The sequence below is a fragment of the Paenibacillus sp. OAS669 genome (genome assembly GCF_014873645.1).
GTDB classification, from domain to species: Bacteria; Bacillota; Bacilli; order Paenibacillales; family NBRC-103111; genus Paenibacillus_S; species Paenibacillus_S vulneris.
The window spans coordinates 199,726-221,612 of the sequence record NZ_JADBDR010000007.1; the positions used below are offsets into that span (position 1 = coordinate 199,726).

At 51.4% G+C, this 21,887-nt stretch carries 20 protein-coding genes; 6 read left to right on the forward strand and 14 right to left on the reverse strand.

All coding sequences use genetic code 11. The features are described 5' to 3' along the window. Positions 1 to 31 precede the first annotated feature (31 nt). From GGC63_RS17320 to GGC63_RS17365, 10 genes are all read right to left on the reverse strand, one after another. Positions 32 to 376, reverse strand: coding sequence for a cupin (locus tag GGC63_RS17320; protein ID WP_079913742.1), 345 nt, complete (start codon positions 374 to 376; stop codon positions 32 to 34). Positions 377 to 380: 4 nt separating this feature from the next. After that, on the reverse strand, positions 381 to 1,052 hold the full coding sequence (locus GGC63_RS17325; protein WP_192703351.1) for a DUF2848 family protein: 672 nt from the start codon (positions 1,050 to 1,052) through the stop codon (positions 381 to 383). Between the two features lie 28 nt (positions 1,053 to 1,080). Further along, positions 1,081 to 1,854, reverse strand: coding sequence for a carbon-nitrogen family hydrolase (locus GGC63_RS17330; protein WP_192703352.1), 774 nt, complete (start codon positions 1,852 to 1,854; stop codon positions 1,081 to 1,083). 43 nt (positions 1,855 to 1,897) lie between these two features. Next, positions 1,898 to 2,350, reverse strand: coding sequence for a pyridoxamine 5'-phosphate oxidase family protein (locus tag GGC63_RS17335; RefSeq protein ID WP_192703353.1), 453 nt, complete (start codon positions 2,348 to 2,350; stop codon positions 1,898 to 1,900). An 86-nt stretch (positions 2,351 to 2,436) separates the two neighbouring features. Further along, complete coding sequence (locus GGC63_RS17340; RefSeq protein ID WP_079913746.1) at positions 2,437 to 3,891, reverse strand: 4-hydroxyphenylacetate 3-hydroxylase family protein; 1,455 nt, start codon at positions 3,889 to 3,891, stop codon at positions 2,437 to 2,439. A 316-nt stretch (positions 3,892 to 4,207) separates the two neighbouring features. Next, a complete protein-coding gene (locus GGC63_RS17345; RefSeq protein ID WP_192703354.1) occupies positions 4,208 to 4,873 on the reverse strand; it encodes a GntR family transcriptional regulator in 666 nt (221 codons plus the stop codon). A 380-nt stretch (positions 4,874 to 5,253) separates the two neighbouring features. Beyond that, the gene (locus GGC63_RS17350) at positions 5,254 to 5,898 is read right to left on the reverse strand and encodes a PspA/IM30 family protein (protein WP_192703355.1); all 645 of its coding nucleotides are present in this window, start codon (positions 5,896 to 5,898) and stop codon (positions 5,254 to 5,256) included. A 37-nt stretch (positions 5,899 to 5,935) separates the two neighbouring features. Next, a complete protein-coding gene (locus tag GGC63_RS17355; protein WP_079913749.1) occupies positions 5,936 to 6,136 on the reverse strand; it encodes a PspC domain-containing protein in 201 nt (66 codons plus the stop codon). Positions 6,137 to 6,448: 312 nt separating this feature from the next. Beyond that, positions 6,449 to 7,108 (reverse strand): ThuA domain-containing protein, encoded by a 660-nt coding sequence (locus tag GGC63_RS17360; protein WP_192703356.1) that lies wholly within the window; start codon positions 7,106 to 7,108, stop codon positions 6,449 to 6,451. Between the two features lie 62 nt (positions 7,109 to 7,170). Then, positions 7,171 to 7,905: an SDR family oxidoreductase gene (locus tag GGC63_RS17365; protein ID WP_192703357.1), complete on the reverse strand. Its 735-nt coding sequence runs from the start codon at positions 7,903 to 7,905 to the stop codon at positions 7,171 to 7,173. Positions 7,906 to 8,119: 214 nt separating this feature from the next. Between GGC63_RS17365 and GGC63_RS17370 the strand changes: the two genes are divergently transcribed. From GGC63_RS17370 to GGC63_RS17390, 5 genes are all read left to right on the forward strand, one after another. After that, positions 8,120 to 9,289, forward strand: coding sequence for an oxalate decarboxylase family bicupin (locus GGC63_RS17370; protein ID WP_225948282.1), 1,170 nt, complete (start codon positions 8,120 to 8,122; stop codon positions 9,287 to 9,289). 370 nt (positions 9,290 to 9,659) lie between these two features. Then, positions 9,660 to 10,229 (forward strand): RNA polymerase sigma factor, encoded by a 570-nt coding sequence (locus GGC63_RS17375; protein ID WP_192703358.1) that lies wholly within the window; start codon positions 9,660 to 9,662, stop codon positions 10,227 to 10,229. Continuing rightward, entirely contained in the window at positions 10,210 to 11,901 is a 1,692-nt protein-coding gene (locus GGC63_RS17380; protein ID WP_192703359.1) for a DUF4179 domain-containing protein, read from the forward strand. The genes GGC63_RS17375 and GGC63_RS17380 overlap by 20 nt, the downstream gene beginning before the upstream one ends. A 247-nt stretch (positions 11,902 to 12,148) precedes the next feature. Beyond that, complete coding sequence (locus GGC63_RS17385) at positions 12,149 to 14,065, forward strand: hypothetical protein (RefSeq protein ID WP_192703360.1); 1,917 nt, start codon at positions 12,149 to 12,151, stop codon at positions 14,063 to 14,065. Between the two features lie 210 nt (positions 14,066 to 14,275). Continuing rightward, positions 14,276 to 16,897, forward strand: a complete 2,622-nt coding sequence (locus GGC63_RS17390) for a LuxR C-terminal-related transcriptional regulator (protein WP_192703361.1) — start codon at positions 14,276 to 14,278, stop codon at positions 16,895 to 16,897. A 158-nt stretch (positions 16,898 to 17,055) separates the two neighbouring features. On the opposite strand, the gene GGC63_RS17395 is transcribed toward GGC63_RS17390, so the two are convergent. Next, positions 17,056 to 18,060 carry an AI-2E family transporter gene (locus tag GGC63_RS17395; RefSeq protein ID WP_079913756.1) on the reverse strand — a complete coding sequence of 335 codons (1,005 nt, stop codon included), beginning with the start codon at positions 18,058 to 18,060 and terminating at the stop codon, positions 17,056 to 17,058. Between the two features lie 228 nt (positions 18,061 to 18,288). Between GGC63_RS17395 and GGC63_RS17400 the strand changes: the two genes are divergently transcribed. Beyond that, a complete protein-coding gene (locus tag GGC63_RS17400; protein WP_192703362.1) occupies positions 18,289 to 19,290 on the forward strand; it encodes a pectinesterase family protein in 1,002 nt (333 codons plus the stop codon). Positions 19,291 to 19,395: 105 nt separating this feature from the next. On the opposite strand, the gene GGC63_RS17405 is transcribed toward GGC63_RS17400, so the two are convergent. The 3 genes from GGC63_RS17405 to GGC63_RS17415 form a co-directional block, all read right to left on the reverse strand. Then, entirely contained in the window at positions 19,396 to 20,283 is an 888-nt protein-coding gene (locus tag GGC63_RS17405; RefSeq protein WP_079913789.1) for a YitT family protein, read from the reverse strand. Positions 20,284 to 20,323: 40 nt separating this feature from the next. Then, positions 20,324 to 20,698 (reverse strand): hypothetical protein, encoded by a 375-nt coding sequence (locus GGC63_RS17410; protein ID WP_192703363.1) that lies wholly within the window; start codon positions 20,696 to 20,698, stop codon positions 20,324 to 20,326. 213 nt (positions 20,699 to 20,911) lie between these two features. Beyond that, on the reverse strand, positions 20,912 to 21,883 hold the full coding sequence (locus tag GGC63_RS17415; RefSeq protein WP_192703364.1) for a 2,3-diaminopropionate biosynthesis protein SbnB: 972 nt from the start codon (positions 21,881 to 21,883) through the stop codon (positions 20,912 to 20,914). Between the last annotated feature and the right edge of the window lie 4 nt (positions 21,884 to 21,887).

Below are 21,887 nucleotides of genomic sequence, written 5' to 3' on the forward strand. Positions count from 1 at the left end.
TAAAGTTCAGTCTTTATTTCGCCTTTTTGGATTATTTGGAATAGTAACGAACTTCAAACGTTTTACAGCCGGTCGGAGAAACCCATGGGCCATGCTTCATGCCCGGAGGGCGGCAAGCGACCATCCCCGCCGTAAATTCCTGATTCAGCGTCAAATCGATCAGCGAGCCTTCAATAATATACAGCTCTTCCCAGAAGTCGTGGATTTGTACTCCGTTAGGCGTCGTGTCCACTCCGGGAGCGAAGATCAGAATGCGGGTAGCTACCCCCGATTCCGGGTCTTTGGCGATGACTCTTTCGGTCAAGCCCTCTACTTTGCTGAACGGTACCTCTTCAAATTGACGGTAGTCTGTAAATTCCAATTCCGGTTTAGCCATTGTGTTATTCCTCCTCGGCATTTTTCAAAATATGAGTGCTATATTGAAGCTCCAGCTTGCGTCCTTCCTGTCTGTCCACGAGCTCCGCCCGGAAGGTGCCTCCAAAGACAAAGCCTCCGTGAAGCGGCAGCGTTCCACAGTACAGCGCCATATTGGAGCCGGCGTAACCCCGATCCTTCACCAGGCGCATCAGATCGTTCGGATGCATGAACTCGCCCAGCTTGCCGGACTGATACAGCTTCTCTTCCCCATCCACCAGCACCCAGCTGTTCATCTCGATGTCATCCCAGCGATGGAGAATGGATTCCAGCGTCCATACTTCCCGGGTCATCGGCTTCGCACATACCTGCTTCGATTTCTGTATCGAGATCGCTTCAAGCACCCTATCCGTATGGTCGCTGCCGAGTCCTACATACCAGCGTCCTCCTACATCCAGCAGTACAACCTCCGCCTCGCCGCTGCCGTCGTTCCCTACCACCGTAATCTCTTCAGCCGTTTGCAGGAGCTCCGGGGAAAGATCATACAGCATAGGGACCTGCGGAGGGGCAGGCACTCCCAATTCTTTCAGCTCATCGATATGTTTCTTGACGGCATCCTGGTCCTTTCCCGTATATCCGGCGATGACAAGCCGCTCGGGCGCCCATTGGATAGTCTCTCCATTGCATATAAATTCCATAGTCGATTACGTCCTTTCCGTATGGTGTCTATAGTACGCGATGCTTCAAGCTGGGAAATACATCCCGAATCCGTTGAACCTCGGACGGGTCGATTTCCGCTTTGACAATCGTCTCATGCTCGCCTCCGGATGCAACCGTAACTCCCCATGGATCGACAATAGAGCTGTGACCTCCTAACAATACATTGCGAGTAGTGCCCACACAGTTGCATGAAATAAGGAAGCATTGATTCTCCAAAGCACGGGCGGCGTTAAATAGCTTCCAATGCTCCAGCCGCTGATGCGGCCAAGCCGACGTGACAAGCAGCAGCTCTGCTCCTAGATCAACCTGCTGCCGGTACAGCTCCGGGAACCTTAGATCGTAGCAGGTCGTCAATCCGACCTTGCCGAATTCGGTATCGAACACCTTGGCCCCGTCCCCCGCCGTCAGCAGCTCGCCTTCCTGGGAGCCATAGCGGAACAGATGGGTTTTGGCATAGGTGCCTATCAGCTTGCCCTGGCGGTCGAATAAAATGCTCGTATTGTAATACTTGCCGTCCTTCAGCTCCACGAAGCTGCCCGCGAACAAGTACACGCCGTGCTGCCGGGCTTTCTCGGAGAACAACCGGACCAATGGGCCGTCAATCGTCTCCGCTTCTTCCACATATTTATCGAAGGAAAAGTAGCCCGTCGCCCAAATTTCCGGAAGCAGAATCAAATCCGCGTCCTGGGCGGCCTTATCGACCATGACCGACGCTCTCTCCACCCGCTGTGCCTTGCTTTCATGCGCTTTTATTTCTAGCTGTATCGATGCAACCTTCATAGGTCGGAAACCCCTCCTTCTGAATGACTGGATTCTGGTAGACTCAAAGGCTTGTCAGAGCCTGCTTCATCTCGTCATCCAGCTTTTTGATCAAATCTGCATTGTAGGTTTTGACAAAAGCCGGCTGAGCGACGATTTTGCCGCCATAGAAGATGATGTCGCGAATTTCTTGAACCTGAACCTCGATAAGCGCCATCTTAAGCGTCAGCTCCTCCGTGCGGGCCACCTTCACGGAAGCCGCTCCCTTCACGGAGTAAACCGTCTCCTTGCTGACAAAGTTCAGCAGCACTCTCGGGTCCTCCTGGACGATGCGTACAAAATCCGATTTCGCATCGATGGCGAAGCGGATCGTTCCAGAATCGATTGCATAGACCCAGGATAGGGCTGTGGAATATATATCTCCGGTTTCTTTGTTCACGACATTCAGAAAAACGATCGTTTGACCCTGTAATTGCTCTATCATTTCTGCTGAAAGCTCTGTTATGACTTTGGACATGGTATGAGTTCCTCCCTTTGGGAATAACGAATATCGAAATATGGCTCCCGCCTTACTTATAACTCGCCGGTATGATCAAGCCGGCTTTATACCTCTTGCGTCACCGTCTTCGGCAAGGAATAGCTGCTCAGGAATTGATCGACCAAAGCTAACGGCTCCTGATAGCCGTAATTGCGGAATGCGTGGCCTCTTACGACGAAAGGCGCTCCGTTATAGAACATCTCATACTGCTGATGACGCCCCGCGAACTCGGAGCCGATCACGTCCCAGGCCAGTCGGTACAATTGAATTCTTGCTTCGGAGTCGACGCCGGTGGCGCGGATGTATTGACGAATATCGTCTCTCGTCTCAGGATTGACCATCTCGTGATAAGAGGATGGCATTTGCAGTACGCCCCCGCCTACCAGCTCCCGGAGGATGCTGATGACATTCGCGTAGATTTTGTCCTGCATCCCTACAATGCCGTACAAGTAGCGGTGGTGCGGACGAGCCGCTCCGTTGACGTCGATGATACATTCATATTCGCTGGCCAGCAGCATCCCTTCCACTGTGGCCGCCAAAGAAGCCAGCTCGCCCAAACGTTCTTGTACCTGCGGGAATTTGTCCGTTCCGCCCATTTGGGTAATTTTGCGGGCAATGCCGATCAGGAACTTCACCTTTGTACACAGCCGGATTTGCGCCTGGTTGTTCCCCAGCACGTGAGCCGGTGTTTTGTGGAATTGATCTCTTGTCGCTTCAATGTTCTTGTATACGAAGACATGCTTCCAAGGAATGAATACATCGTCAAACACCATCAAAGAGTCGCTTTCGTCGAATTGGGTGGATAACGGATAATCATAGACGCTTTCCTTGCCCATAGCGTAGCTTGGACGAGGGTACAGCTTCAGGCCCGGTGCATTCATAGGTACGACGAAGGAGATGGCGTAGTCTTCATCGCCCGGTCTGAGCGGCGTGATGCAGCTGACGAACAGGTAGTTGGACACCGCCGAGCTGGTTCCGAGCATTTGGGAGCCGCGTACGACGATTCCGTCCTCACGCTCTTCCAGAACGCCTACCGGCAAGTACTTCTCCTCCTGCTCATGAGCTGCCTTGCTGCGGTCCACTTGGGGAGGAATGATGACATACGTAACAAACAAGTCTTCATCACGGGCATATTTGTAAAAGTCCAGTACGTTTTGCTTATACTCGCCGAACACCTCGGGGTAGCTGGCAAAGCCGGCCAAAAACCCTGCCACGTGATCCGGGCTGCGTCCTGCAAAGCCGCAGGTCGCTTCCGCCCATTGCGTGATAGCACGACGGCGAACGGCCAGATCCTCCCGGCTGCGCGGAATCATAAACACCTTATTGGCGACTGTCCCATCTTCGGTCGTATAGGTCATATCGTTCTTCGGATCCGCAGCCAGATCGTACAGCTTGGCGAACGAACCGGTAATCCCCGCGAAAGCCGGATGCGTCGTGACATCATTCACTTTTTCTCCGTTAATATAAATGCAGCGGTTATCCTTCAAAGACTCTACATACTGTTTGCCGTTACGTACCATCGCTGATCATCCTTCCATGTTTCCATTGGTTTTGTATTACGTATTATGTGTTGTGTATACATTAAACTCTCAAAAAAAAGGTGATTCTCTGCGTCGGCTTTTCATCTTGCATGTTAGATTAACTGACTTGATATTACGTCTTTTTGCCATCGGAGTCAATAGTTTAGTTGAAAATTGTCGAATGATGTTATAAAACCTCACACAAATTAGAGAGTTTCTGCTTTTGGCCTGATTTTTTATCGTTGTTGTAAGCGTTTGCTTTTCATCTTGAAAAAAACCTCATTTGAGGTCTTCCCAATTACGGAAACCGGAATGGTTATTTTAAAATGACGGACTCCTTCGTTTTATTCAGATGCCTTGCCATCATTTCCGCCGATTGCTCCGCATCCTTTCTTTCAATCGCCGAGATAATGTCCAGATGCTCTTCGAGCACCTCTTTCATCCGGTTGATCTTCCTAATGGCGCGAAGCCCGATCAGCTGGGAAAGATTATGCAAATTCAGCAGCATTTGTTCAATCAGCTCATATTCCACAAACCGGGTGAGCGTAATATGAAACGTTTGATCCAGCTTTATGAAAGCGATGTCATCATTGTTCAACATAGCTTCTTCCTGCTCTTTGCAAATGGCCTTTAATTCTTCCAGCTGCTCTGGCGTGATCGTCTCGGCCAGCTTCTGGATGACCTTGGTCTCAATCGAGGCGCGAAGCAAAAAGATCTGCTCCATTTCGTTTTCCGTGACCTTGCGAACAGCCATGCCCTTGCGCGGAATGGATACGATAAGCCCCTCTTTGATCAGATCGGCCAAAGCTTCTCTCACCGGAGTGCGGGACGTATTCAGCAGCTCGGCCAGCTTAACCTCCGTAAATATTTCCTCCGATGTGATGTAACCGCTTAAAATGACATGTTTGATTTCGTTGTACGCTCTCTCTTTTGTGGTTGTTGGTTTATCAATCGGTTTCAAATTAAACTTGGATGGAGCCATTTCAACCTACACCTTTCATCAAGTCGACAATTCAATTTGGTTCTATGTATACATCATACAAAATACAAAAAACTTAGTCAATAAGCAACTTTACATCTTCTTAACTAAGAATGATTGCTCGCTCTTGCAGGCGAACCATTCAATGGCTGCAAAATGAGCTCCATCTGAAGAAGCCATGTGGACATCTCACTCTGTGGATATGTTAATAGCGAGCGGTAAACTTATGCACAGTATATCATAATAGGCTGTGTACTGTGTGAATAACTCTGTGGATGAATGTATCAAGTTTGGTTAAGCCCTTTGCCCCGGAAGCCCAAAAAGGCCCGGAAATCATTCCAGGCCGTTCGTTATTGGATATGTGCAACCGGTTCGTTTTCCTATTAGGATGGAACAACTGTGCTCTTGATCCGGTTCAGCTGCTCTTCAATCAAAGCTTCTCTGGAAGCTGCAGCCTCCGCCTTTTTCAAGCTCGCCAGCTCCACAAAAGCTTCCTTTTGCAGGATGGTTTCTTCGATTCGTTGAAAGCCTCTTGCTGCACTTCCCGTCTGGACTCCGCTGCTGAATACAGGGCTCGGGGTTCTAGCCTCCGCCTTCCTGGCACGGGCGGCCAGGTCATTGCGTTTGGCCTGCATGTTCGCATATTCCTCTTTGGCTTGAGCCAGCTGGTGGGCTAGTTCAGCAGAATGCTGTCTCGAAGCCTCGTAGGCTTCCGCATACTGTGCAGCTTTATCCAGATAGGCCAGTTTAGCCTCTACCGCTTGCCGCGCCTCCACTGAACGGTCAGCCGCTATGGCTTCGGCCGCTTTTTGCTCACTGAACTCGGCCCCCCGCTCGCTTTCGGCTCTTTGCTGCTCCAGTCTCCGCTCAGTAACCGTCTGCTTAACAAGCGCCTGCTCCAATGAATGAATCTCCTCCTCCATATCGCGGAGATATTGATTCAGCATCATCACCGGCTGCTCCCATTTGTCCAACGCTTCATTCGCCGCGGCTCTAGACATATCAACCAATCTTTTCAGTACACCCATTTTTAGAATCCTCCTATAATGTCGATTTTATCCGTTATTAGTAATAATGAACGTAAGACTGTTTCGGTATGAACAGACTGGCGATAAAATAGACCAGTACCGTCGTTCCGAAGCTGCAGAATGCGGCGATTATCGTAATAAGCCGAAGCAGCGTCGGGCTGATGCCCAAGTATTCTCCCAATCCTCCGCACAATCCGGTTACTCTCCGATTCGATGTAGAACGAAACAATTTATTCATATCTGCTATCTCCTTTACCTTAGTTCTCGTTAGGCCGTTTGTTCTTCAAGCCAACCTCTTGTTCTTCATGTCTTTATTGTAGTCGGAACCCGGACTTGGCAAAACGGACCGGCGACGGTTTTGCAACCTAGCCTTAAGACGGGGGAAGCCTATGACCTGGGACCGGATTGAACCTTTAAACCCTTGATACAGCACAAAAAAGAGGCGTCTCCATAAGAGAGCCTCTTCGTCTATTTACCAACATAGTTATTCAACTAGGAGTTATTATCACGGCCGTAATTTCACAAGGGACACCCAGTTTGAAATGTCCGGCTACAATCTCCCGGCAGCCCAGAGGCAGCTTCGCAAAATCAGCTTGCGTACCTCTGGATGCTGCAGTGAATTCGAATTATGCCCCGGCATCAGCGATACCAGACGCCCTTTTCCTATCTGCCTGACCCAAGCCGCCGGGTAGCTTTCACCGTCCAGAACGTACCGGAGAATGACTTGCTTCTCAACCCCCTCGGCAAAATCATACTGATAGGGCTCATCCTCCGATCGAAAAGGCTCCAGCCCCCGCACGATCGGATGCTCGCCCGACCCATCCTTGATCGCTTCAAAATCCAGCCCTTGATAAGGAGGATGCCCTGTAAACCGGGCTCCAATTAGCTCCAGAAGCTTCTCATGCGCACTCAGAGAAACCCCCGTATGCAGCACGACAAGCCCCCCGCCCGCCGCCACATATTCCGTTAACCCAGCCGCCTGTGCGTCCGTTACCGGCTCGTCCCACTTATCTGTATAAGCAACGAATACATCGATCGAAGAAATTCGTCCCGGGGTCATAACCTCGTAATCTTCCGTAAAGGTGACTGTGAAATCATCGCCAAGCATCTCCACGAGATCCTGTTGGATACGATCCAGCGGATGATACTTCTTATTCTCTATATCTCCTAATATAACGGCGCTCCTATTCTGCTTTTGAACTCCTGTCATTACTGAGGCTCCTCCTTGTCATGAATTGCCGCAATGCTCCGGTTCCCCGGCACCTTGAATAATTACCAAACCAATCGTTCCCCTGTGGCCGTATGAATGTACGGCGGTTTGCCGTCAATCGGTTCGTACGAAGCATGATTCTCAATAGTGCGTATAATGTTGGCGGCCGCCTGCCCTACAGTCAGTGAAGCCTTGGTGTTCAGCTCCCCGTGCATGTAGCTTTGGACATAGCCGGGATGCAGTACGAGCAGCTTAAGTCCATCGCCCTTGAACTGGTTGTAAATAAGAGCCGATTGCATATTCAATGCGGCCTTGGACATGCAATAAGCGTACCAATTGATGCGAGTGCAGCTTCCGACGCTGCCCGCCTCCGAGGAAATGTTGGCCAGCAGCTTGCCTTCGCCCCTTAGCAGCATAGGCAGAAACGCTTGTGTAACCCGCAGCGTTCCCAAGGCATTGACATTAAACACCTGCTGCATCTCCGCAAAATCCAGCTCATCCAATATTGTCGATTCGATGTCTCCCAAAATTCCTGCATTGTTGATCAGAAGGTCTATACGATCCGTAAACTCCCCTACCCGGGCGGCTGCCGCCCTGACGCTACCATCATCGGCAATATCCAAATCCGTTACATGCAGCTGCTCCTTATAAGCACCCTGAAGCCGATCCAGCTCCCCTTCCTTAGCGGCATATCGGCCTGCAAATACGGTCCAGCCCCTCTCCAGCAGCGCTTGAACCAAGCCCAGTCCAACCCCGTGGTCAGCGCCTGTCACGAATGCGGTTTGATTTATGGTCAATTCGTTCTCCTCCTTTATGCATGCTCTCTTGCTTGATTAAAAGATTCCTCAAGCAGCTCGAGATTCCTTGTCGGGGGGACGGATTTTTCAACCTTTTGCGTGCTTCTTATCCTGACATACATCACCTCGTCCCCCGCATAAGGTAAAAAGATAAGTAAGTTATTTTAGGAACACCGGAGTCGGGTTTTTCGACAAACTGAAAGGAGTGATCATCATGAGCAAAAAGCCCCTACAGCGTTCAGGAGAGGTACAAGTGCCCCAGCCTATACGGGCTGACGGTACCGGTACCGTCGATCGCGGACCCAGGGATGTGATGCGCGACCTGCAAAACCCCGATATGCTCGTACCGCCTCCAACGGATGCGGGTACAATCCCCAATATGAGATTCTCTTTTTCCGATACGCACATGAGGCTGGAGCACGGCGGCTGGGCCAGGGAGGTAACCGAGAGAGAGCTCCCGATCGCAACTACGATCTCGGGAGTCAATATGGCCTTGACTCCGGGCGGGGTCAGAGAGCTCCATTGGCACCAGCAGGCGGAATGGTCGCTGATGCTGCTCGGACGCGCCCGAATTACGGCCGTCGATCAGGATGGACGCAACTTTATTGCAGATGTCGAGCAGGGGGATCTATGGTATTTTCCTCCGGGTATTCCCCACTCGATCCAGGGTCTGGAGGGCGGCTGCGAATTTCTACTGGTCTTCGATGACGGCACCTTCTCCGACAATAACACCCTCAGCATCACAGACTGGTTCGCCCATACGCCGCGTGACGTCTTGTCCGCCAATTTCGGCATCCCGGAAAGCGCCTTTGCCGACCTCCCGAACAAGCAAAGATATATCTTTCAAGCGCCGGTCCCCGGTCCGATATCGGTCCAAGAGGTGCCGGACCCTTACGGTACCATACCTTTGAGCTTCGTACACCGGCTGTATGCCCAACAGCCGATCCGCACGCCGGGCGGAACGGTCCGCATCGTCGACTCTACCAACTTCCCCATCTCTACCCGCATCGCGGCCGCCCTGGTAGAGATCGAGCCCGGCGGTATGAGAGAGATGCACTGGCATCCGAATAATGACGAATGGCAGTACTATCTTACGGGGAAGGGCCGCATGACTGTATTTGCCGCTAACGGCAATGCCCGAACCTTCGACGTCCGTGCCGGGGATGTCGGTTATGTTCCATTCGCCTACGGCCATTACATTCAGAATACAGGTGACCAAAGCCTATGGTTCCTGGAGATGTTCAAGAGCAGCCGGTTCGCCGACGTATCGCTCAATCAGTGGATGGCGCTCACGCCTCATCAGCTGGTTCAAGAAACTTTGCACGCCTCTCCGGAGCTGATGCGCTCGCTTCGCAAGGAGAAATGGCCGGTAGTGAAATATTGAACAAGCGGAGAGCCTGGAGATCAGGCTCTTTTTTATTTTGCAGGGTATCTGGATTATGTGACTATAAGCATGGGCCAATATAAAAATATGAAAGGGTTGCAATTGCTGACCGTATTGTATTAAATAAGGCATGGCACAGGCCATTAAGCCTCATACTCTCCATTGACATAGGATAGCCCCGGGCTTGTACGGTACAGCTTAAGAACCCAGACTAAAAAAGGAATGCAGTGTTCCATACCCTGCCGCAAAAGGTGGAGCTGATTTTTTTTCGCCCTGCGAGAAAGGTTTTCCGCTGGAATTCGTCATACATAAATGAACGAACCAAAAGGACCCTTGCTGCGCAGCAACCTTTTTGGATAGGAGGGTGAACATGCAGGATGATAAACAATTGGTAGAACAGATTCTGCAAGGAAATAAACAAGCGTTCGGTCCCATAATCGAAAGGTATAAAGTAAGAGTGTTTGCCCTCCTCCAGCGGATGCTCGGGAATTCGCCGGAAGTTCAGGATATAGCTCAAGAGGTTTTTATTAAAGCTTATAACCATTTGTGCGATTACAAGCCGGAGCACAGCTTCTCGGCATGGCTTTATCGGATCGCCGCCAATCGGTGCGTCGACGAGCTCCGCAAGCGCAAACGCACTCCATTAATGACCGGGATCGACTTTGACCCCGTTCAAACCTCCACACCGGAGACCGTTTTTTTGGAAAAAGAACGGCAGCTGGCGCTGGAGTCCCACATTATGGAGCTGGACAAAGATTACCGTACTGTGTTGATCATGCGGTATATTCAATTTCTAAGCTACCAGGAAATCGGGGAGCGCCTTTCTATCCCGGTCAGCACGGTGCAGATGCGCTTGTATCGCGCCCGCAAAAAATTGCGCGAAAGCTTGAAAGATCCCGAAACGAAGGGAGCGTTTCTCTATGAAGTGCATGAAATCTAACCAATTGACAGCCTACATGGACAATCGGCTTTCACCTTCGGAAAGCGTCCGGCTGGAGAAGCATCTCGAGACCTGCAGCGAATGCCGCCGGGAGCTGGAGCTTTATCTGGATGCTTGGGATCAGTTTGACGCCGATATGAATGAAGCGGACGTTCCACCGGATTTTACTAATGAAATTCTGGATAAAGTCGCCCCTTATGTTCCGGCCGCCGAACCCGTTGCGGAAGACGGAAAGGCTATCGCCGTCTATAAGATGGACTGGAAAAAAAGGAGTGTAGATATCGTGAAAAAAATAACGATTACCGTTGCCAGCCTGGCCGTAGCCGTATCGCTGGGCACCTTCGTATCGCCGACCTTCGCTGATTATGTGAAGAGCTTTTTCAATAATACGGAACAAGTGGATCAGGGCATGGTAGACGCCGTACAGAAAGGCTTCGTTCATCCGCTGGATTTAAAAACGACCGATCAGGGCATTACTCTGGAAGTCAAGGAGGTTATGGCCGATCCGGTGCGCATCGCCGTTATCGCCGAAGCCAAAGGTCCCGATGGGCAGTACATCGATCCCAACGATATGAGAATGTATGTGGATTTTGTTATCAAGGATAAATCGGGCGTTCCGGTGCTGGGTCCGATGGGAGGCGGCTGGACTACCAGTAAAGACGAACATTCCCTGATGGTGAAGCAGGAGCTTACGGAAGCCGTCGGCAGCGGCAAAGAAATCCCGAACGATTTGATCGCCGAGATTCGTTGGACGAAAATCGGCAGCACGAGCGGCAATTGGCAAATTGACATTCCTATTGATATGTCGCAAGCGAAAGCGGCAACCAAGACCGTCAAGATTGACAAGCAGTACACTACTCCTCAAGGGCTGACGATCGGCTTGGAACGTGCGATATTCGCCCCTAGCGTCACCTTGCTATCTTTGGATACCAGAATATCCCCGGAAGTTAACGAGAGGATCGAAGCTGCGATCCCCAAACAGACGGACAGCACCGGTGCCGTAAAGTTGGATCCCTTCGCTGCCAACCAATTGAAAAGCTATCAGCTGTCCTATGAGCTTATCGACGAGCAGGGCCGTGTGGCCGCCGCATGGGATGACTTATTCGACTCCGGGCTCAGCATCGCCAAAAATTCCATCGTAAACGGAATCTCGGGAACAGGTGACGGGAGTGCCATGACCTTGTGGCATTCGTTCTCGCCGCTGCCATCCGATAAGTACGGCAAGCTTACGTTCAAGCTTCATTCCATCTATACAAGTGAATTGGCTGATTTCCATGCCAAGCTGACCCCAGCTCAGTTGAGCCAAGAGCCTGTGAACCTGGAAAGCGGCGGAAATCGATTACAGTTCAAGCAGTTCGTGTGGAAACAGGATGACGCCAAGCTGACAATCGGTGATAAGGAGATCAGCGACCGGGGCGGCGTGCTTGAAGTAGAGGCTGCTTATGCCCAAGGCGTCGTTAATCTGGACGAGTGGAAGGTTAAGGATGAGAAGGGAGTGGAATACGATGCTTATCTGCAGAAAACATCTTCAAGAGACGAGAACGGTCTCGTTACCGTTCGCGGAGCGCTCGTTATCCCTCAACTGGATCACCAGCCTGAGGAGCTTACTATAAGCTATAACTTGATACAGAAGGAACATCGGGATGTGAACTGGCAAGTACCCATCGAATAAATGAATACGGAAAGAAAAATTAAGGGCTCCCCATAACGGCGGGCCCTTCTTCTCTATTCATCCCAATTAGGCTGTAATCCGAAAGTAAATAGGCACAGCAAACCATAAGTTACCCCATTGAGTGTTCTGTGCTCCCATTGTAAGATCTAAGGTATGTAAAAAATTTCAATCCAAGATTATGGAGAGAATCTGTGATTTATGATTCTCTTTAGCCCTCCACTAATTCGATAACAAAGGAAGTGTACGAATGCTAAACGAAGCCCATCCCTCATTGAACGAGGATGCAGCCGTACCAGGCATCGCGAGCTGGACGCTGGAGCACCCTTCGCTCCTGCAGAAGATCGGCCATCCAGCTATCCTCCCGCCCGGGGCTGCTGTGCCAGCTATCCGGATACAGGCTTATTCGGACATTCGATTGACACTCGAGCTGGTCTGCACCTCGGGTTCCCGTGTATTGGAAGCCCCATCCGAACTGAGAATGGCGTCCGGCCAAGAACAGCTGGCAGCGTTCGAAACCGCATCCCTTGCCGACGGCTTATATGAAATCCGCATCTGCCTCCATTCGGACGAACACGTCCCTGTCTATGACAGCTTTACGTTTATGGTCATGGATCAAGACAGCCTGTCCCCTGAGCAAAGCCAGATCGCCTTTCTGGATGCTGGCGGGCGCATGACCTATGTACCGGACTACAAAGGCAACCGGATCGCCGACTTCTCCAACTGCGGCTACAAAGGCGGCGGCGTCCCTATTCCCGATGTACCGGTACGCTTAATTGTAAGCCCTTCCTCCGAGGAAGGCGATGATACAGCCCGCATTCAGCAAGCTATCGACGAAATTTCCCGTATGCCGATCGGTGAAGACGGCTTCCGCGGCGCACTGCTGCTGCAGAGAGGGACCTACCGCATTGCAGGCACGCTCTACATACGCGAAAGCGGCGTCGTCCTTCGCGGGGAGGGACAAGGCGAGGACGGAACCATTCTCCACGGAACCGGAGCGGTGCGACGGGATCTGCTGCAGGTGCTCGGCAGCGAACCCGGTATCGTGGAAGAAACCGGCACGGACATTACGGACCTATACGTTCCTTCCGGCTCCAGGACCTTCCATGTTGCCGATGCCAGCGGCTACTCCATAGGCGATACGGTTGCCGTCATCCGGTACGGCAATGCGGATTGGATCAGCGCGATCGGCATGGATACGATCACTCCGCGGCCGAACGCCGGCGGGACGAAGCAGTGGGCACCGTTCGAGCTGCTGTTTGACCGCGTTATCACGGACATTGAAGGGAACCGGATTACAATTGATGCACCGGTCACCAATGCGATTGAAGCCCGCTGGGGAGGCGGAAGGCTGTTCCTGTATGACGATAAGGGCCGCATCGAACAAGTAGGTCTGGAGCAGCTCAGAATTGACTCCGACTTCAATCCAGACATTACGGACACCCAAGTGGATGGAAAGCCCGGCAGCACGACTTATTGCGCGGACGAGTCCCATACCATTAACTTCGTCACGTTAAATTATGTCAAGAACGCTTGGGTTCGCGATGTGACAGGATACCATCTGGAGCATTCTCTCGTTACGATTGACCGCTATGCCAAATGGGTGACCGTTCAGGACTGCACGGTCCGCGATATGGTGAGCATCATTACCGGCGGACGCCGCTACTGCTTCCATGTGACGGGGCAGCTGGCGCTCGTACAGCGCTGCGATACCGAAACGGCGCGCCATGCCTTCGTCTTCGATGCCAAAGTCAGCGGGCCGAACGTGTTCCTCGATAGCGAATCACGCACCGATTATAATGCCAGCGAGCCCCATCATCGCTGGTCGGTCGGCGGGTTATTCGATAACGTTCGCTCCCCTATCTATGTTCGCGACCGCGGATGGATGGGAAGCGGACACGGCTGGGCCGGCGCGAACTACGTCGCCTGGAACACGGAAGGCAAGCTCACGGTGCAGCAGCCCCCAACTGCCCAAAACTATGCGATAGGGCACGTGGGAACGAAGGAGCGCCCGTTTTTGCCCAATCAGCATGACCTGCGCCCCCGTGAAGATGGCTTCTGGGATCAGTACGGACAGCATGTGGAACCGCGCAGACTGTATTTGCAGCAGCTTAAGGAACGCTTAGGCGATCAGGCGGTTCAGAACATTTCAAAAGCAAAGGTATAGCGAGCTCATATACCATCTGAATTAGCACCGGGCCTTCGTAAAGGTCCCGGTGCTTTCTGTCTTTCCCTCCAAAGCTTCCGGTGGGTTTCACCTGCATCTTTCCATTTTACCCTCTTCCTGCAAGTGACCTTTTTCCCTATATTCCGTTATAATGAAACATAGATCCGACTTGATTCCCTGATGAATCCTGTCAAATTGTGCGAGGAGCCTATGATTCCAACAACGGACACAGAACTTAATTTATTAAAACCGAAAATCGCCGTCCCTGCTCTCAAGGATCATCTGATCCCAAGAGACCGGCTGCTGGATTCAGTTACCGAAGGGATAAAGGGCCGGATTACGCTGATATGTGCGCCTGCAGGGTTCGGTAAAACGACGTTGCTGGCTCAATGGGCGCATGCCCGGGTACAGCAGAGCGCCTGGGTGACCTTGGATCGCCTGGATAATGATTGGCTCCGATTTTGGCGTTATATCGTTCATGCGCTTGCATCCGCCGTTCCGGACCGCGCCGGTCGTTTCCTGCCTCTGGTTCATATTCTTCCCAGCGCCTCCATCAGCACCTTTCTGGATGCATTAATCAATGAATTGTATTCGCTGCCTGGTCCCCTTTCTCTTATTCTGGATAATTATCAGCAGATAGACGAGCAGCGGATTCATGATAGTCTTTCGTATTTCATAGACTACTTGCCCCCTGCCATGCATATAGTGATCTCCACGCGAACGGAGCTGCCCTTCTCTACTGCAAAATGGATGATTAGGGAGGAGCGCCACGATATTCACGCCCTGCAGCTGCAGTTTACCCAAGAGGAAACCGAGAGGTTTTTCCTAAACATGCCGGGGTTGAACCTCTCCTGCCTGCAAATCGAACAATTGGTGCTGCGAACGGAAGGATGGGTTACCGGATTGCAATTGATCTCGATAGCGCTGCGCTCCGAGAGGGACTACGACCGGTTTATCGCGGAATTTCAAGGAAGCCACCGCAGCATCTCGGATTATTTGTTCCATGAGGTCCTATCCAAGCTGCCGGACGATGTATATCGCTTTGTGCTGGCCACCAGCGTGCTGGATCGGATGGATCTGCGAATATGCGCCACCATATGCCCTGACCTGGACAGCCTCGCTATGCTCGAAACCGTTAAGCAGCTGAACCTGTTCCTGGTCCCGCTGGACGACGATAACCAATGGTTTCGCTACTATCCGTTGTTCGCCAGGTACCTGCGGGAGCTTTTGCAAAAAACAGATCCCGGCCAGTGGCTTTTATCCAACAAGCGGGCCAGCATGGAGAACGCCAAACGGGGGTGGATGGACGAAGCTATCGATCATGCGTTAGCTGCCGAAGCGTATCCGCTGGCGGAGCTTTATTTGGAACGGCATCTGCCTGCGGTTCTGCAGCGGGGTGAGGTGGTCACCCTTCTTCGCTGGCTGGAGAGCTTCCCTGCTGACTTCGACCTGTCACTCGAAACGCTGCTTCTGCATTCCTTTGTTCTCATGCTGACAGGACAGCTGCAGCGCTCCGATACCACACTGGATACAGTGGAGGCCGGATGCCTGGGATTAGACGATACGGCAAGGCGGAGGCAGCTGCAAAGCGGCATCCTGTTCGTGAGATCGAACATAATTGTTTCTACCGGGGCATTCGACAAGTGGCTATCCTCCAAGGATAGCCTGCTGAACGATATGCTGCCGGCAAATCCGATCTACTACGGCTTCAACTACAACATAACCGAGCCGCTGGTAAGAAGGACTTCCCTAGGCCTCAAGGGACAGCTGTCGAGCGATACCGAAGCGGTCGGCAAGCTCTTCATGGGGGTGCTGGAGTCGCATGGCTGGCAGCATTCGCTCATTCATTTGTACGTGAAGCAGTCGCTTGCCGAAGGATATTACGAGTGGAACAAGCTGGACAGCTCCCGTGAAGCAGCCTCCTTCGTTGAAGGGGCTGCCTTAACCAAGGCAACTCCCGGTCTGATCGTACCGCTTCGCATTACGCAGGCTCTGCTTCACGCAGCGGAAGGCAGGCCACACGTGGCTCATTCCATCATCGAGGAAGTAATGGAAGAGGCCCGCAGCGAATTCGGCACCAACTGGATGCATTGGATGAACCTGCTGAGAGCTTTCAAAGCCCGTCTGTATTTGAGGGAAGGACAATTGGCCAAGGCCAGGAAGGAGCTTGCCCCGCTCGAGCTGTCCGTCAAGGACAGACCTACCTTCAGCCGGGAATTCCAATATGTCACCTTTGTCCGTCTGCTGGCTAAGCAGCGCAAGGAGAAAGAAGCCCTTCGCTTGCTCGAGCTGCTCAAGCCTCAATGCGAGAGGGAGCAGCTTGTCTCGAGTCTGTTAGAAATCAGCAATCTGCAGGCGCTTCTTGAATATCAGAGGGGACATCGCAGCGATGCTCTGAGCCATCTTCATGAAGCGCTTCTAATCGGCGAAAAAAACCAATATGTCCGCAGCTTTCTGGATGAGGGGACACCGATGGCGGAATTGTTGTCCCTCTATGCCAAGCAAGGTCCGCCTCAATCGGAAGCCGGCAGGGGCAGAAGCCCAGTCTCCGCGGCTTACGTCGCCATGCTTTTAAGTTTGTTCCCGAACGGGGAACGTCCGGCAGCCCAAGCCTCCTCTGCTTCGGACGTGTCCTTAAGCCGCAGCGAATTGAATTTGCTCCGCTTGCTCCGGCAGGGAGCCACTAACAAGAAGATCGCCGCAGAGCTCTTTTTATCGGAGGGGACGGTCAAGGTGTATCTTTCACGGCTATATGAGAAGCTGGGAGTCTCCTCCCGGACTCAGGCTCTGATAGCGGTGCAGGAGCTGCTGCAGGAAGACGACGAAGCTTAAGCGGGCTCTACCCGCTGCGGCTTTAACACAGCTGCGCAGCTGATTCAGGTGATGTGCGCAGTTATCACGCTAAAAAAGGCAACCCGTCGTAACCCACTTACGTACGGATTGCCTTTATTATTGCTTTTCACAGGAAACGAAAAGCAGTTTTTTTCAGCTCATTCTTTCGTATTGACATCCAATATATCGAGCAAAAAAACGAAGATCGGAATCCCCAGAATCAATCCCCATACCCCCAGATAATGCTCCGAGAAGACAAGAACAACGAAGGTATAGAACATCGGAAGGTTCATTTTGGATGACATCAGCTTCGGATTGAGCAAGTATCCTTCCAAGGCATGCAGGACGGCGATCATAACAACGACATAGATCACCATCGTCAGTCCGCCGATATTGTACCCGATCAGACATAACGGAACCAAAGAAACCACAAAACCCACTACAGGAACAAGGCTCAGAAGAAAGATCATGATGGACAGCGCAAACAAGTAAGGGAAGCCTAGAATCCACAGTCCGATAACCGTAAATACCGTATTGCAGATCGCAATCAACAGCTGGGCTTCGATCACCTTGCCGAACGACAGGATGAACTTTTTGCCGAAGTACTCCAGCTCCTCGTACAGCCAGGACAATTTGCTTGTTTTCATCCGGGATGTGAATGCAGCAATGCGGCTTTTCTCCAGAACGAAGACCAGACTCAAGATTAACGACAAAATGAAGGTCGTCCCCCAATTGCTGATTCGAAGCACGTACTCAAAGCCCTGCTTGACGTAAGCTTGCAGGTTCAAATCCTTCAACGTTTTGTAAATGTAACGGGAAAACTCGTCCTCAGGTGCAGGAAGAGCCGTAAAGGCAACCAGACTGTCCTTCAGCTGCTTGATTTGAATAAATACCTTCGGTACATAATGAATGAGTGCGAAAACTATCGTAGCGACAAAGATCAGATACAGCAGAATAATAATAACCTTGCTGTTCACCACAACATACTTGCTGATTCTTTTGGATACGACTTTTTGCAGGCTATGCATGACAAAAGCGATTAAAAAGGTTAGCAGCACCATGTTCAGCATATCTCTTATACTAAACAGCAGCAGGCAGACAACCGCAAGAATGGAAAATCGTCTTACCGTTAAATTTGCAAAAAAGCGCCTCACATTGTCCATCGATTCATCTCCATTCCAGTATCCCTATCTTAGTGTACAGCAAGGAAAACCGTTATAGCAATGCCTTCCAAAAGAGGAAGCTGCATCGAATTGGAATAAAAAAATCCAAGCGGCCCTATCCCGTAATTCCCAGCCTGTCTCTATGAATACTTCTATTGTATTTACGTTCGTTCTGGTAAACTGGATGCATAACATTTACTTATTTCTATTGAAAAAGGTGAGGCGTTCATGATAGTAGCATCCGATGGAAGCGGAGATTTCCGCACGGTTCAGGAAGCGCTGGACCGTATACCGGACGACCGCTCCGAGCCGGTTGTCATTTATATAAAACCTGGAGTTTACAAAGAAAAGATTCATGTGGAGAAGCCACGGGTCCACCTCATAGGTGAGAGCGCGGAGCACACGATCATTACTTTCGATGATTATGCCAGAAAAACATTCCCGAACGGTGAGCCTTATGAAACATTTCACTCCTACTCCTTTTTCGTTGGAGCCGACGATTTCACAGCGGAACGGATTACGTTTGAGAATTCGGCCGGACGCGGCGCCCTTGTCGGTCAAGCTCTCGCAGCCTATGTGGACGGAGACCGGGCGGTGTTCAAAAACTGCCGCTTTCTCGGCCATCAGGATACGCTGTTTACCGGACCTTTGCCTCCGGCTCCCATGAAAAGAGCGCATTTCGGCGGACCGCGTGAAGGCTATCCCCGCAGAAACGTGCGGCAGTATTATGAGCAGTGCTACATCGAAGGCGATGTCGATTTCATATTCGGCTCGGCTACAGCCGTATTTCACCAATGCGAGATTTTTTCCAAACGGCGCCTGGGTGAAAAAGATGCGCAGGAGTTCCCGGCGGATTCCGTTCACGGCTGGCTGACAGCCCCCTCTACCCCGGAGGAGGTTCCTTTCGGCTACGTGTTCCACGAATGCCGTCTTACCAGCGACGCCCCGGCACAATCCGTCTATCTGGGCAGACCATGGAGAAACTATGCCAAAGCCGCCTTCCTGCACTGCTGGATGGGTGAGCATATTCACGCGGCCGGATGGGATAATTGGAACAAGCCGGAGAGTGAGCAAACGACTGCTTTTTGCGAGTATCGCAACCAAGGCCCGGGAGCCGCTGCCGAACAGAGGGTTAGCTGGTCGAAGCAGCTGACGGCAGAGGAAGCCCAAGCCTATGCTATCGACAAGGTATTGGCTGGCGGAGATGGCTGGAATCCCGCTTCGGTCTAACCTCTGACTCTGACGGCGCCGGCTTAAACGGGGATTCCGCCCCGCAGGTTGAAAAAAATAGCAGCTCCGAAGAGGCCAATAGCCTCCTGGAGCTGCCTTTTTTTATTAGTGGATGTCCTTTTTCTTAAAGCGTCCGCCCTTCACGTCGTGAATGTTACCGATAGCGAGAAATGCATTCGGATCATGCTCATCCACAATCGATTTCAGCTTCGCTTCCTCCAGACGCGTAATAACGCTGAAGATGACCTTCTTGTCATCCCCGCTAAAGGCGCCCTCCCCATTCAGGTAGGTTACGCCGCGGCCAAGGCGGAAGGTGATCGCCTGACCGATCTTTTCCGATTCATCGCTGATGATCCATACGGATTTGGATTGATCCAGACCCTCAATCGTAATATCGATCATCCGGAACGCAATGTAATAAGCAATCAGGGAATACATCGCATGATCCCAGCCGAAGACGAAGCCGGCGCTGCTAAGAATAAACAGGTTGAAGAACATGACGATCTCGCCTACGGAGAACGGTGTTTTTTTGCTGAACAGGATAGCGACAATCTCCGTTCCGTCCAGGGAACCGCCCGAACGGATGACAAGGCCTACGCCGATACCGAGAATGATACCGCCGAAGACGGCCGCAAGCAGCGGATCCATAGTGAACGGCTTGATCGAATGCAGCAGGGAGCTGCCTATAGACATAATAAGAACCGAGAATAAGGTCGATATCGCAAAGGTTTTCCCAATCTGTTTGTATCCTATCATCAGAAACGGCAGATTGAGCAGTACGAGAAAAACGCCTAACGGAATATTCAGCAGGTGCGATAAAATAATCGATATCCCTACGATACCCCCGTCAATAATATGGTTCGGTACAAGCAAAATTTCCAGACCTACCGAGAATATTGCCGATCCGAATACCATGAAAAAAATGCGCTGCAGAAATTTAGTGCGGGTTACTTTTTGATGCTGTGCTGCAATTTGTTCTTGTGATAATGGCATGTTCGTCATTGAAATCCCCTCTTCTTACACTTATTCATTCCTACTTTGCGGTTAGGTTGGAATAAGCGATGCCCACGTAATCCGAGGTATATTTCAGAGGGGCCAGCACGGCCTTCTTAAGTATTTTGGGTATTTTGGATCGCAGGAAAATAACAAAGGTAACTATCAATAGCAGGTAGCATGGATCGGGACGCTCTTTGTCGAACCAAGGTACCGGAGGAATCAGAACGGGAACCGAAATCTTGGTGGCTTCGGGCACGACCCGCATGAAAGCAGGCGTTTCGTTGAACTGGCTCAACATGTTTTCTTCGAATGTCAGGTTTTGTGAGATGGGAGGGGTTAATGGGAACAGAACGAAGCATACGACAAACCAAACCAGGATGAGCCACTGGCGGCTCCGCCGAGATATGAACATGCTGCCCCCTCCTTTCGTATTTGAATATCCTATAGGAGTAGTTAGAATTGGAATAGAGAAATAACACTATCTTAATAATATACCGATTTGCCTCTTGTTGTAAAAAAAAATGTTGCCAGCAACCGTATAGGATCGAGCTAAGCGCTTGCATGCGCCGCTACTGCCCCTATACTTTGTTACGGCAACCTTCCGTCTATCGTTCTTCTTGCTGATTCATTCCTCCAGGGGTATCCCTATTCCGGACCTGACAGCCTCCCGCACATAATACTGGGCTATGGCAATATCAAATACGGCTAAGCCCATCGGATTGAAATAGATCGGCTCCTCCGCATCATATTCAGATAAAGCATTCCGGCATACCACGTCCGCTATCGAGCGCGTATCGGATTCTTGCAATTGATATTGCAGATGAAGCTGCTCCACATCGGTGTTCTCACGGCATACTTCCTTCCAATCGTCAATGACGATCGCTTTCAACCGGGCTGCGCTGGCAGGCTGATAATCCCGCAGGGATATATTCAGCAGCAGCGCTCCGGGCGGCGGAGCCTCATCAATATACCGCTCGGATGCTACAGTGCATGTAGCGAATATATCCGAGCTGCGGTATACCGTACGCCAGTCATCGGCAATGACTGTCATCTCCCGAACATCTGCCGGCACCGAGCTAGGGTCGATTCCATTCAAATCAAATAAAGCGACCCGCTCCAGCTTATCGCCAACCACCTGCTTAACCATCTCCAAATGAAGCCGGCCGATAGGCCCCCAACCGATAATGCCGACCCGCAACGAGTCCTGTCTTCGAGCTGCAAGGTAAGCCCGAAGCATAAGCCCGCTGACGGACGCCGTGCGAATCGCGTTCAGCATGCCGCTATGGATAAAGGCAATCGGCTTGCCTGTGGAGCTGTCATTCAGCAGAATCGTATTATGAGCACGAGGAAGCCCTTGCAGACGGTTGCCCGGAAAGCTGGCAATCCATTTGATGCCGGCAATGTCGAAGCTTCCGCCTACATAAGCAGGCATCGCAATAATCCGGTTTGCGGGCTCATCGGGGAACCGCAGATAAGGCTTCAACGGATGTGACGTACGGTCGGCATCCTTTAACCGGATGACCTCCTCTATCAATCCAATCAGCTTACCCCAGTCGACCCCTATCTCACGGATGTGGCCGTCGTGCAAATACAGCATGTAT